Below are 12571 nucleotides of genomic sequence, written 5' to 3'. Positions count from 1 at the left end.
GGCTCGCGCCCCGGCGGGCGTGAGCCGTACCGCCGCGTCCCCGGCGCGGGCGGAGGCGGGCCCGCGGCTCCGGGGGAAGGACCGCCCCGGAGCCGTCAGGACACCGTGAAGCTCCTGGAGGCGCCGGTGAACGGGGTCACCTTCCCCAGGATGTTCCTGGAGTCGCCGGAGTGGACGATCCGGTAGGTGCCCGCGGGCGTGCCGGGCGCGATGTCCCAGGTGATCGTCGCCTTGGAGGTGCCGGTGAGCCCGTTGAGGCGCGTCCAGCGATAGACGGTCTGCCAGTCGCCGTCGTCCAGGTGGCGCGCCCACACGCCGTCCACCAGCCGCTGCACCTCCAGGTAGGTGCCGTTGCGGTGCAGGTTGTTCTTCGGATGGCCGGTGACGAACTCGGCGCTCGCGGTGCTCCCCGGCCGGTAGGAGGCCGCGGGCTCGGTCAGCACCTGGCCGAACGACTTCGACGCCGGAGGGCTGTCGAGGACCACGCCCGTCTGGAGGTTGACCTGCCTGCCCGACAGGTCGGGTGTCTGCGGGCCCCGGTCGACGGCGGCGCCGTCCCGCATGGCGGCCGCGAGGGCGGCGAACTCCTGCTGGTAGGCGGGCAGGGTGTATTTGCCGTAGAGCGTGGAACCGCCCTCGTACTGCTGCAGCTCGTACTCCTCGGGCGTGGTCACGTACTGGCTGTAGGCGTTGGCGTAGCCCTGCATGATCACGTTCTCGACGGGCACCCCCAGCTCACCCGCCACCGCCCGCCGGACCCGCAGGCCGGCGACGATGGTGAACTCGGCGGGGCCCGCCACCAGGTAGAGCTGGCCGATCTTGAGGATCTGCACCGGCAGGATCCTCGGGGTCACCGGCACGGGCTCGGTGACCAGGCCGGTCGGCACCAGGTTCAGCTTGGGCGCCTGGCAGCTGATCAGCCACGGCGGCGCGTCGACGTCGAGCGGCTCCAGCAGCTTGGCGATGGGCCCCGTCATGCCCTCCTTGAAGCCGGGGATCGCCGGTCCGTCCTCCACGCTGCCCGCCATCGTGGAGGCGCCGACCATGGCGGGACAGGTGCGGTGCTCCCTGCCGTCCGGGGTGTAGGCCCCGCCCACGGTCACGTTCTCCATGTCGACGAACCTCATCCGGTGGTCGACGCCGCCGGTGATCGGCGTCCGCGCGCCGTCGTAGACCTCCTTGGCCCTGGCGAACTGGCGCTCGCCGATGATCCGGGTGTTGTCGAACTCGTTCTCCGTGGGACCCGACCCGGGCCGCAGGTTGAGGTTGGGCGACATGTCGCCGGCGTTGGTGTTCGGGAAAGCCGCCACGAAGCCCGGCGTGCCGTCCAGATAGCGCACGCCCGCGTGGTCGTGCTCCCATCGGTAGGCCGCGTACCCCTTGTTGTCCGGGCTGATCAGGGTGTTGGCGTTGGTCAGGGAGGTGGCGTGGGTGGCGAACCAGCTGATCGCGCCCACGTCGGTGCCGCCCTGCTTGAAGCGCAGCACGGTCATCGCCGGGTCGACGGCCTGCGGGAAGGCCGCCCGGTCCCCGGCGGGGTTGGCGTCGAAGGCCGTCCTGGAGCGGTTCACGCTCGCGTCGGTGAGCAGGCCCCTGCCCAGGCTGATGGTGCCCGGCCTGAGGTCCTCGTGCGCCTTCACCACCGACTCGACGATGCCGTCGACGATCGCGTTGTAGGTGGCCTTCTGGAAGCCGAGGACGGACAGGTTGTAGGCCAGGTGGTGGGAGTGGCCGCCCGGTCCCGCGTGGGTGTGCGTCGCCGACAGCAGCACGTTCTGCTCGCCGTACAGGGAGCCGTAGCGCTGCTTCAGTCTGGCGACGACGCCCTGCTGGACCGACTGAAAGATCATGCCGAGGTCGGCGTTGACGTAGACCACCCGTCTGCCGGTGGCCTGGTCGGCGATGACGAAGGCCCGCGACCGCTGGCGCTGGTGCAGGCCGGTGGCCTTCTGGTCGAAGCTGGAGTATCCCATCATGCCGACCTCGGCGACCTCTCCGGTGACGTCGGAGATGCCGCGGCCGACGAGGTAGGTCGCCGGTTCGGCCCGCGCGGCGGCGGCCGGCGGCGGCGCCGGCAGGCCGGTCAGGCAGAGCGTGCCCACCAGTCCGGTGAGCAGCAGGGACAGGGATCGGGGGCGCGAACGGGAGGGACGCCGCATGCGGGCTCCTGGGGTCCGGTCGGCGAGCGGCGGCGTGGGCGGAGCTGTCCTCCGCCGGGGGCCGCTCGGTGGGGGGTGGCCCGCCCGCAGGACCCGGGAGCCGCGTCGGCCCGGAGCGGGGGCACGCCGGCGGGCCGGGCGCGGGCCTCCTCCAAGCGGGCTCCTCCGTCGGTGACCTGTCCGCGGGGCGGATCCCGGCGGGCCGGGAAAACCTGAACAGAACTCATGTTCATCTTCCGAGGCCGGTCCGGGACTGTCAAGGCCGCTGTGACGGCGGCCGCTCCCGCCTGTCAGGGGCACGTCCTGTCAGGGGCACGTCGTCCGGGAGCGCGGGACCGCCGGGATACGGAGACCCCGGCGCACCGGACCCGCCCGGCGGCCCGCCGGGCGGCTCGGACAGGCCCGCCGGGCGGCTCGGACGGACAAGGCTCAGGACGAGCTCGCCGGACGGCTCGGACGGCTCGGCTCAGGACGGGCCCGCCGGAGGGCTCGGACGGGCCCACCGGGCGGCGCAGACGGCTCCGCCGGACGGCTCAGACGGGCTCGTCGGGCTTGCCGGTCTCCGGGTCCACCAGCTCGGGGGCCCGGTGTTCGTACGGCGTGCTGAGCACCACCGTTGTCCGGGTCGAGACGTTGGCCGAGCTGCGGATCTGGTTGAGCAGCTCCTCCAGGGCGATCGGCGAGGCCACCCGCACCTTGAGGATGTAGCTCTCGTCCCCGGCCACGCTGTGGCAGGCCTCGATGGCGCTCAGGTGGGCCAGCCGCTCGGGGGCGTCGTCGGCGGCGGCCGGGTCGATCGGCTTGATGGACACGAACGCGGTGAGCGAGAGCCCGATCGCGTCGTAGTCGACCAGCGCGGCGTATCCCCGCACCACCCCGCGCTTCTCCAGCCGACGCACCCGCTGGTGCACCGCCGACACCGACAGCCCGGTCTCCCTGGCGAGGTCGGTGAAGCTCATCCGGCCGTCCTTGGCCAGCAACGTCACGATCCGGCGGTCGATCTCCTCCACCCGATCAACGGTAACGGCACCCGGCGGCCCCCCGCGCCGCCACGGGGTCACGGCATGGTCCCAACCGCACCCGCCACCCCGCCGGCCGGCGGCCGCCGGTCCTCAGTCGCTCCCTCCGGCGGGCGCCTCCTGCGGCTGCTCCGCGGTGACGGGCAGGGTGATGACGAAACGGGCCCCGTCGCCGTAGTCGGTGTCGAGCCAGATCCTCCCGCCGTGCTGCTCCACGATCTTCCGGCAGAGCGCCAGGCCGATCCCGGTGCCCCCGTAGGCGTCCCGGTGGTGGAGCCGCTGGAAGATCACGAAGATCTTGTCGGCGAAGTTGGGGGCGATGCCGATCCCGTTGTCGGTCAGGGTCATCCGCCACTCCCCGTCCCGCTCCTCGGCCTCGATCCGGACATGGGGCCGGCGATCGGCGGTGCGGAACTTCAGGGAGTTGCCGATCAGGTTCTGCCAGAGCATCACGAACTGGGTACGGTCACCGACGATCACCGGCAGGTCGCCGACCTCGATCTCGGCCTCGGACTCCTCCACGGCCGCGGAGAGGTTGTCCAGCGCCCTGCCGACCACGTCGTTGAGGTCCATCTCCACCGGCTCCTGGTGGACGCGGCCCACCCGGGAGAAGGTGAGCAGCTCGTTGATGAGGACCTGCATACGCTTGGCGCCGTCGACGGCGAAGTCGATGTAGGTGTTGGCCCTCTCGTCGAGCTGGGAGGCGTAGCGCTGCTGGAGCATCTGGCAGAAGGACGCGATCTTGCGCAGCGGCTCCTGCAGGTCGTGGGAGGCCACGTAGGCGAACTGCTCCAGCTCGGCGTTGGAGCGCTTCAGCTCCTCCGCCTGCGCGGCGACCTGCTGCCGGGAGGTGCGGGCCTCCTCCAGCTCGCTGACGATCCGCCTGCGCATCGCCTCCATGTCACCGGCCAGCTCGGCGAGGTCGGCCGGCCCGCCGGTGTCGACGTGGTGCTCGAAGTCGCCGCCGGTGACGCGGCGCGAGGCCTCGCCCAGGCGCGCCAGGGGGCCGAACACCGCGATCCGCAGCAGCACCGCCACCATGATGACGGTGACGAGGAAGGCGATCAGTATGACGGAGAAGGTCATGTCCCGGACCGTGCGGGCGGTGGTCAGCTCGGCACGCGCGCTCTCCCTGGCCCGGCTCCAGGCGGCGTTCTGCTCGGTGAGCGCGTCGCGGACGGCGTCGAAGGCGTGCTTGCCGCCCTCGGCCCGCCCGGCGCTGACGCTCTCCGGCCCGGAGCCCCGCACGGCCTCGATCACCGGCTCCGCGTAGGCGGAGCGCCATTGGGCGCTCAGCCGTTCCACCGCCACCAGCTCCTTCAGCTCCCGCGCCGTCGGCGCCGCCGCCCTGATCTGCGACGCCGCGGCGAGCTGGTCACGCTGCCCGTCCCGGTAGGGCTGGAGGAACTCCTCCTTGCCGGTGAGGACGTAGCCCCGCAGCCCGGTCTCCTGGTTCACCAGGGCCGTCTGCATGCGCTCCGCCTGGATCCTGCCCACCGAGATCTCGTCGATGAGGCGGTCGGAGGCCTGCGCGGCGCTCCGCAGGACGGCGGCGCCGATCAGCGCCGACAGCCCGAGGAGCACGGCCATGACCAGCAGCACGACGTTGAACCAGGTCTGCGCCCTCCAGCGGCTCCGCCAGGGCCCGGCCGGGCGTGCTTGGTCGGTGGTCATCGGCTTCCCATCTCGCGGAGTCTCGCTCTGCCCGGGGTCGCGGAGACCCGGCGGCTGACGAAAGATACCGGAACGGCGCGCTCCCCCCGTAAGAGACGACGCCTCCCAGCCCCCGCGCTCCGTCCCCCGCGGCGAGGCTGCGAAGCTGGTGCGGCCGGCGCCGTCACACTGACCGTGGCGATCGGCCTGTTGCTCTGAGAGGTGGGGGTGGTCATGTCCGACGAGTTCGACGTGATCGTGGTAGGCGCCGGTCCCGCGGGCGAGAACGTCGCCGGCCGCGCCGGCCGCGCGGGGCTGAGCTCGGTGGTGGTGGAGGAGGAGCTGGCCGGCGGCGAATGCGCCTACTGGGCCTGCATCCCCAGCAAGGCGCTGCTGCGGCCGGTGGAGCTCGCCGCGGACGCCCGCCGGGTTCCCGGGCTGGCGCTGGAGCCGGTCGACGTCCGTGCCGTGCTCGCCCGGCGCGACGAGGCGGTGTCACACCTGGACGACGGCAACCAGGTGAAATGGATCAGGAGCGTCCCGGCGGAGTTCGTGCGGGGACGCGGGCGGCTGCGGGGTCCCAGGCAGGTCGAGGTGACCGCCCACGACGGCTCCACCCGCCTGCTGCGCGCCCGGCACGCCGTCGTGCTGGCCACCGGCAGCCGGCCGGTGATCCCGCCGGTCCCCGGGCTGGCGGAGTCCGCACCGTGGACGAGCCGCCAGGCGACCGGCGTCCAGGTCGTCCCGGAGCGGCTGGCCGTACTGGGCGGAGGCGTGGTGGCCTGCGAGATGGCACAGGCCCTGCATGGGCTCGGCGCCCGGGAGACGACGATGCTGGTGCGTGGGCACTCGCTGCTGGGCCGGATGGAGCCGTTCGCCGGGGAGCTCCTGGCGGCCTCGCTCACCGACGCCGGCGTCCGGGTGCGCACCGGGGCCCAGGTGACCGGGGTGGAGCGGCCCCGGCCCGGGGGCCCGGTGACCGTCCACCTCGCCGAGGGGGCGCCGGTGGAGGCCGACGAGCTGCTGGTGGCCACCGGCCGCAGGCCCGCGACCGGCGATCTCGGGCTCGACACCGTCGGCCTGCCGGACACCGAGCCGGTGCGGGTCGACGACAGCATGCGGGCCGGCGGGGTCGCCGACGGCTGGCTGTACGCCGTGGGCGACGTCAACGGCCGCAATCTCCTCACCCACATGGGTAAATACCAGGCCCGGGTGTGCGGCGACGTCATCGCGGCGCGGGCGCGGGGAGAGCGAGACGACCTGCCGGCGATGCGCGACACGGCCGACGGGTACGGCGCGCCGCAGGTGGTCTTCACCGACCCCCAGGTCTGCTCGGTGGGCCGGACCGAGGCCGCGGCCAGGGCCGAGGGGTTCGAGGTGCGGGTGGTCGAGTACGACCTGGGCGCGGTCTCCGGGGCCTACCTGCTCGGCGAGAGCTACCGGGGCAGGGCCAAGGCCGTCGTGGACGAGCGCCGGCGCGTCCTGCTGGGCGTGACCTTCGCCGGGCCGGGCGTGGCCGAGCTGCTGCACTCGGCGACGGTCGCGGTCACCGCCGAGGTGACGCTGGACCGGCTCTGGCACGCCGTCCCGTCCTTCCCCACGGTCAGCGAGATCTGGCTGCGGCTGCTGGAGGAGTACGGCCTCTGACCGCCCGGCGGCGGGCCGCCGCGGCGCGGGGGGTAGCGTGGTCGGCAGACGGATGTCCGTCCGCGCCCGCCACGACCGGTCCGCAGCCACCGGCCCCGCCGCGCCGTGGGCCGGCGCTCCGCTCCCCAGCAGACCACGCCCGCGAAAGCGACGCCGATGGAGACGACACCCGCGAAGGGGGCGCCCGCGCTCTTCGAGCCGGTGCGGCTGGGCGCCGTGACCCTGCCCAACCGGGTCGCCATGGCGCCGATGAGCCGCTCCAGGGCAGCCGCCGACGGCACTCCCGGCCCTCTCATGGCCACCTACTACGCCCAGCGCGCCTCCGCGGGCCTCATCATCGCCGAGGGCACCCACCCGGGCCCCGCCGGCCGCATCGGCCCCGGCGCGCCGGGACTGCACACCGACGAGCACCAGCGCGGCTGGGCCCGGGTCGCGGACGCGGTGCACGGGGCGGGCGGGCACGTCTTCGTCCAGCTCATGCACGCCGGCCGGCTGGCCCATCCCGGCTTCCTGCCCGGCGGCCTGCGTCCGGTCGCGCCCTCGCCGGTCCGCGCCCGCACCCTCGTCTACACGCCGGACGGGCGGCTCGACGCGGTCACGCCCCGGGAGCTGAGCGCCGCGCAGATCCGCCAGATCGTCGGCGACTTCGCCCGCGCGGCCCGGCGCGCGGTCGCGGCGGGCCTGGACGGCGTGGAGATCCACGCCGCCAACGGCTACCTGCTGCACCAGTTCCTCGGTGACGGCAGCAACCTGCGCGCCGACGCGTGGGGCGGCGGCACCGCCGGGCGGATCCGGATCGTCGTCGAGGTCGTGCGCGCCGTCGCCGCCGCCGTCGGGCCCGAGCGGGTGGGGCTGCGCATCTCCCCCGGCAATCGCTACGGCGACATGTCCGAGCACGACCCGGCCGGGACCTACACCGCGCTGATCGGCGAGCTGGCCGGCGACCCGATCGCCTACCTGCATCTGAGCGAGACCGGGGACGCCGAGCTGGACGGCCGGATCCACGCGCTGTGGCCGACGGCCCTGATCGTCACCCCGCTGAACAACCCCGCCGACCTGGCCAAGACCCACCCGGCGGCGTGGTGGCTGAAACGCGGCGCCGACATGGTGGCCTTCGGAAGCGCCTTCGTCGCCAACCCGGACCTGGTCGAGCGGCTGCGCACCGGAGCGCCCCTGAACCACCCGCTGCCCACGGGCCTCTACGGCGGCGGCGCGGAGGGCTACACCGACTACCCCACCCTCGACCGGCGGCGCGGCGACGGCGGGTGAGGGGCCGGCGTGCCCGGCGAGGTTCATGGATCGGCCATGAGAAAAGACAGTTGTTTGACCTTTTTGTCATGGTTCCGTCACGAAAAGCAGGCAATGTGAAGGTCACAGCGTCTGACGGGCGGACTCCGGCGACAGTCAGGGGGCGACATGGCGGCCATGGACAGGGCGGCGCGGATCGGCCGGCGCGAGGCGCGCTGGCAGGTCGATTTCCGGGCGTCGGACCGGCGGGAACGCCGCATCATGCGGCAGATGACCGCCGGGCTCGCACTGGGCATGCTCCTGGCCCTGACGGGCGGATCGCTGGCCCGCGCCCTGCCCGACGACGTCGTCAGAGCCTACGACCCCTACCTGTACGGGGTGCTGGTGCTGGACATGACACGCGGCTCGCCACAGGCCGGATGGGCGGCCCTCAACGGCGCCCTGGCCAGCGCGGGGCTGACGGCCGGCCACCTGACCGCCCAGGCCCTCGACCACGCCGAGAGCCTGCTGAGCCAGAGCGGCGGCTGGACGACCGCGCTGGGCGTCACGATAGTCGCCTTCGGCCTGGCCGGGCACCTCAGCCGTAGGCCGGACGCCGGCGGCGACATCGCCGTGGGGCTGCTCAGCGGTCTGCTGCTGTTCAGCCTGGTCGCCCAGCAGGCGGCGGGCCCGCCGCACGGCGCCCCTCAGTCCGGGCCATGGGCGCCCCTCGCTCTCGCGGCCCTGGGCCTGTCGCTGCCGTTCCTGCTGCGCCCGACGGCGGCGGCGCGCACGCGCACCGCGCTCACCGCCCTCACCTGCGCCGCCGCCTCCAGCGCGGCCCTCTTCGCGCTCCCCCTCCTGCTGGGCCCGCTCTGACGCTCCGGCCGTGTCATCGCCGGCGATGCGGGACCCGGGCCCGCCCCGGGTGAGCCCGCCCCGGCGCGGCGCCTACCGCGCGAGGGCGCGGCTGATCACCAGGCGCTGGACCTGGTTGGTGCCCTCGACGATCTGCAGGACCTTGGCCTCCCGCATGTAGCGCTCGACCGGGAAGTCCTCGACGTAGCCGTAGCCGCCCAGGACCTGCACGGCGTCAGTGGTGACCTTCATGCACACGTCGGTGGCGAACAGCTTGGCCATCGCCGCCTGCGTGCCGTACGGCCGGCCCGCGTCACGCAGGCGGGCGGCGTCGAGGTAGAGGGCGCGCGCGGCGGCGATCTGGGTGGCCATGTCGGCGAGCATGAAGCCGATCCCCTGGAAGTCGGCGATGCGCGAGCCGAACTGGCGGCGCTCCTTGGCGTAGGCGGTGGCGGCGTCGCAGGCGGCCTGGGCCACACCGACGGCGCAGGCGGCGATGCCGAGCCTGCCGCCGTCCAGGGCGGCCATGGCGATGCGGAAGCCCTCGCCCTCCGCGCCCAGCAGCGCGTCGGGGGCCAGCCGTACCGCGTCGAAGCGGACCTGGGCGGTCGGCGAGGACCGCATCCCCATCTTCCGCTCGGGCCGGCCGAACGACAGCCCCTCGGTCCCGGCGGGGACGTGGAAGCAGGAGATGCCGCGCCCGCCGCCGTCGGAGGTGCGGGCCATCAGGGTGTAGAAGTCGGCGGCGCCGCCGTGGGTGATCCAGGCCTTCACCCCGTCCACCACGTAACCGTCGGCGTCGCGCACGGCGCGGGTGACCAGGGCGGCGGCGTCGGAGCCGGACTGGGGCTCCGACAGGCAGTAGGCGCCCAGCATCTCACCGCCGAGCATGTCCGGCAGCAGCGCGGCGCGCTGTGCCGCGCTGCCGTAGGCGGCCACCGGGAAGCAGGACAGGGTGTGCACCGACAGGCCCAGGCCGACCGCCAGCCAGCCGGCCGCCAACTCCTCGATCATCTGGAGATAGACCTCGTACGGCTGCGCCGCGCCGCCGTGCTCCTCGGGGTAGGGCAGCCCGAGCAGCCCGGCCCGGCCCAGGGTGGTGAACACCTCGCGGGGGAAGCGCCCGGCGGACTCGTCGGCCGACGCCCGGGGCGCCACCTCCTTGTCGATCAGATCACGGACCAGCTCCAGCAGGTCCCGGGACTCGGCGGTCGGCAGCACACGCTCAACGGTCATTTCCGCACACTCCAGGTCATGGACGTGGACGACAAGAAAGTGGGGTGACCGGGGTCACCGGCCACCCCGATTGTGGCACTTGTTACACGATGACGAGTCCGCGAGGCCGGTGGTTGACCCGCTCGCCGCCCTCCTCGGTGCAGATGACGATGTCCTCGATCCGGGCACCGTGCGCTCCGCGCAGGTAGATGCCCGGCTCGACGGAGAAGGCGAAGCCCGGGGCCAGCGGCTCGGCGTTGCCCGCGACGATGTAGGGCTCCTCGTGGGTCTCCAGGCCGATGCCGTGGCCGGTGCGGTGGATGAAGTGCTCCCCGTAACCCTCGGCGGCGATCACCTCGCGCGCGACGGCGTCGATCGACTCGCACGACACGCCGGGCCGTACGGCCGCGCAGGCGGCTTCCTGGGCGCGCTGGAGCACGTCGTAGTACTTCACGAAGTCGGCGGGGGGCTCGCCGACGGAGTAGACCCGGGTCGAGTCGGAGCAGTAGCCGCTGGGCATCTGACCGCCGATGTCGACCACGACCGGCTCGCCCTCGTGGATGACCCGGTCGGACAGCTCGTGGTGCGGGCTGGCGCCGTTGGGCCCGGAGCCGACGATGACGAAGTCGACGGTCGAGTGCCCCGCCTCGATGATCGCGTCGGCGATGTCCCTGCCGACCTCGCGCTCGGTCCGGCCGGCCCGCAGGAAGCCGGGCACCTGGGCGTGCACGGAGTCGATCGCCGCGCCCGCCTCGCGCAGCGCCGCCACCTCGGCCGGGCTCTTGCGCATGCGCAGCCCGCGCAGGACGGACCCGGCGAGCACCTGCTCGGCGCCGGGGATCGCCTCGCGGAAGCGCAACGACTGCATCGCCCACATGCGGTCGGCCAGGCCGACCCGGGCGACCCCGCCCAGGCGTGCGCCGACGGCCGCGTAGGGGTCGTCGGTCTCGTCCCAGGGCACGAACTCGATGCCGAGTCTCGACGCCGGGGAGTGCTCGGCGGCGGGCAACTCCAGGCGGGGCACCATCAGGAAGGCGTCACCCGCGGCCGGCAGCACCAGGCAGGTGAGCCGCTCCAGCGGCAGCGCCTCGTAACCGGTCACATAGCGGAGGTCGGGGCCCGGCGTCAGCAGCAGCGCGTCGAGGCCGGCGGCGGCGGTCGCCTCCTGGACAGCGGCCAGGCGGGCAACGGGATACAGGTCAGAGGACTCCATCGTCACACCGACCAATCTAATCCCGGACGCGCCGACGCCACACACGGCCCCGCGCGCCGAGGGAAACCGCGGAAAAGCCGCCGGAGTGACGTCGCTTTCACTACACTCCGTTGAAGGACGATCACATTTTGTCGACAGAACGTCCGTAAGGCCCCACATTCCGAGAGCGAGCTACATGGTCGGCGTAGTGGGCGGCCACCAGCCACCCCTCCACCCACGAAACGACCTCGTGACCGGTTCCGCCCCGCTGACCGCGGCAGAGATGGTGCAGCGGTTACGCGGAGAGCTGGACGAGCACATGGCCGTGGAACAACAACTTCTCAGCGCGCGGCTGGCGCACGCCGAGCGGCTGGGCAACCTGGGCTGGGCCGAGTGGAATCTCCAGACCGGGGAGTCCATCTGGTCCGAACGCGCCTATGCCATCTTCGGCCGAGACCCCGGCGACGGCCCCATCCACCTGCGCGACCTGACAGCCCACGTCGAGGCTGCCGACCGGGCCGACCTCGACCGGCTGCTGCGGGCGGTCATGCACGGCGCCGAGTCCGGGCAGGCCGAGTTCCGCATCCGGCGCCAGGGAGAGGTCCGCCACCTGCGCGCGGCCCTCGACCCGGTCGCGACCGGCGGGCGCACCGCCGTGCACGGGGTGATCCAGGACATCACCGGCCGGCGCCGGGCCGAGCGGATCATGTCGGAGTCCCGGCGCCAGCTCCTGGAGGTCCGTGAGCAGGCGGCCGAGGAGCGGCACCTCAGCGTGGCCCTGCGGGATGCGATCATGCCCGGCCTCGGGACCGCCGTCGAGCTGCCGCACGCGCGCATCGAGGTCCGCTACGTCCCGGCGGGCACCGGGGCCGGCCTCGGCGGCGACTGGTACGACGCCAGCACCCTGCCCGACGGCCGGCTGGTGCTGGCCATCGGCGACGTGTCCGGGCACGGCCTGCCGGCGATCGCCCGGATGGCCCGGCTCCGGCACGCGCTGATCGGCCTGGCGATGACCGGCGAGCCCGCTGACAAGCTCCTGACCTGGCTCAACGCCCTGGTGATGCACCGGCAGGCGGAGACCACCGCGACCGCCGTGATCGGCCATCTCGATCCCGTCACCCACGTGTTCACCTGGAGCCAGGCCGGCCACCCCGCGCCGATCCTGGTCCGTGACGGGGTGGCCGCCCAGCTCGACCCGCCCGCCGGGGTGCTGCTCGGCGCCACGCTCACCGAGCCGTACGGAGCGGCCGGTGTGGAGCTGCTGGAGGGAGATCTGCTGTTGCTGTTCACCGACGGGCTGGTCGAGCGGCGCTCCCGTGACATCGACGAGGGTCTGGCCCTGGCCCTGGAGGCGGCGGCCGGCCTCACCGGTGACGGCCTGCAGGCCGGGCTCGACCGGCTCATCCGGGCCGTCGGCGGGCCCAACCCCGAGGACGACACCTGTGTGCTGGCGATCAACGTGCGTGGTGGAGGCGCGCGGGGTCGCTGAACCCGTGGGCGTGGCTCGGGCCCGGCCGTCCGCGATGGCGTTGTCGATGAGCCCCCTCGACAGGTGACGTCGTCCGGCGGCCACCGGTGACCTGCCGGTGGCCGCCGGACGG

Annotated in this window: 9 protein-coding genes; 4 read left to right on the top strand and 5 right to left on the bottom strand. The window is 73.5% G+C overall.

Annotated features, from left to right (window positions below):
• Positions 1-95 precede the first annotated feature (95 nt).
• The 3 genes from J2S55_RS33905 to J2S55_RS33895 all read right to left on the bottom strand — a co-directional run bounded on the left by J2S55_RS33905 (position 96) and on the right by J2S55_RS33895 (position 4852).
• Positions 96-2159 (bottom strand): neutral/alkaline ceramidase, encoded by a 2064-nt coding sequence (locus tag J2S55_RS33905; RefSeq protein ID WP_306869264.1) that lies wholly within the window; start codon positions 2157-2159, stop codon positions 96-98.
• Positions 2160-2692: 533 nt separating this feature from the next.
• Positions 2693-3169: an Lrp/AsnC family transcriptional regulator gene (locus tag J2S55_RS33900; RefSeq protein ID WP_306869262.1), complete on the bottom strand. Its 477-nt coding sequence runs from the start codon at positions 3167-3169 to the stop codon at positions 2693-2695.
• Between the two features lie 102 nt (positions 3170-3271).
• The gene (locus J2S55_RS33895) at positions 3272-4852 is read right to left on the bottom strand and encodes a sensor histidine kinase (RefSeq protein WP_306869259.1); all 1581 of its coding nucleotides are present in this window, start codon (positions 4850-4852) and stop codon (positions 3272-3274) included.
• 213 nt (positions 4853-5065) lie between these two features.
• Here J2S55_RS33895 and J2S55_RS33890 point away from each other — a divergent pair, with 213 nt between their 5' ends.
• The 3 genes from J2S55_RS33890 (at position 5066) to J2S55_RS33880 (ending at position 8584) form a co-directional block, all read left to right on the top strand.
• Positions 5066-6478: a dihydrolipoyl dehydrogenase family protein gene (locus J2S55_RS33890; protein ID WP_306869257.1), complete on the top strand. Its 1413-nt coding sequence runs from the start codon at positions 5066-5068 to the stop codon at positions 6476-6478.
• A gap of 156 nt (positions 6479-6634) precedes the next feature.
• Complete coding sequence (locus J2S55_RS33885) at positions 6635-7747, top strand: alkene reductase (protein WP_306869256.1); 1113 nt, start codon at positions 6635-6637, stop codon at positions 7745-7747.
• A 147-nt stretch (positions 7748-7894) separates the two neighbouring features.
• On the top strand, positions 7895-8584 hold the full coding sequence (locus tag J2S55_RS33880; protein ID WP_306869253.1) for a hypothetical protein: 690 nt from the start codon (positions 7895-7897) through the stop codon (positions 8582-8584).
• Positions 8585-8656: 72 nt separating this feature from the next.
• On the opposite strand, the gene J2S55_RS33875 is transcribed toward J2S55_RS33880, so the two are convergent.
• Entirely contained in the window at positions 8657-9799 is a 1143-nt protein-coding gene (locus tag J2S55_RS33875; RefSeq protein WP_306869250.1) for an acyl-CoA dehydrogenase family protein, read from the bottom strand.
• Between the two features lie 82 nt (positions 9800-9881).
• A complete protein-coding gene (locus J2S55_RS33870; RefSeq protein ID WP_306875693.1) occupies positions 9882-10991 on the bottom strand; it encodes a M24 family metallopeptidase in 1110 nt (369 codons plus the stop codon).
• 229 nt (positions 10992-11220) lie between these two features.
• Between J2S55_RS33870 and J2S55_RS33865 the strand changes: the two genes are divergently transcribed.
• Positions 11221-12459: a PP2C family protein-serine/threonine phosphatase gene (locus tag J2S55_RS33865; protein WP_306869245.1), complete on the top strand. Its 1239-nt coding sequence runs from the start codon at positions 11221-11223 to the stop codon at positions 12457-12459.
• The last annotated feature ends 112 nt before the right edge of the window (positions 12460-12571 follow it).

The sequence above is a fragment of the Streptosporangium brasiliense genome, from assembly GCF_030811595.1.
In the GTDB taxonomy this organism is placed as follows: Bacteria; Actinomycetota; Actinomycetes; order Streptosporangiales; family Streptosporangiaceae; genus Streptosporangium; species Streptosporangium brasiliense.
This window is presented reverse-complemented; position numbering and strand designations above follow the sequence as displayed.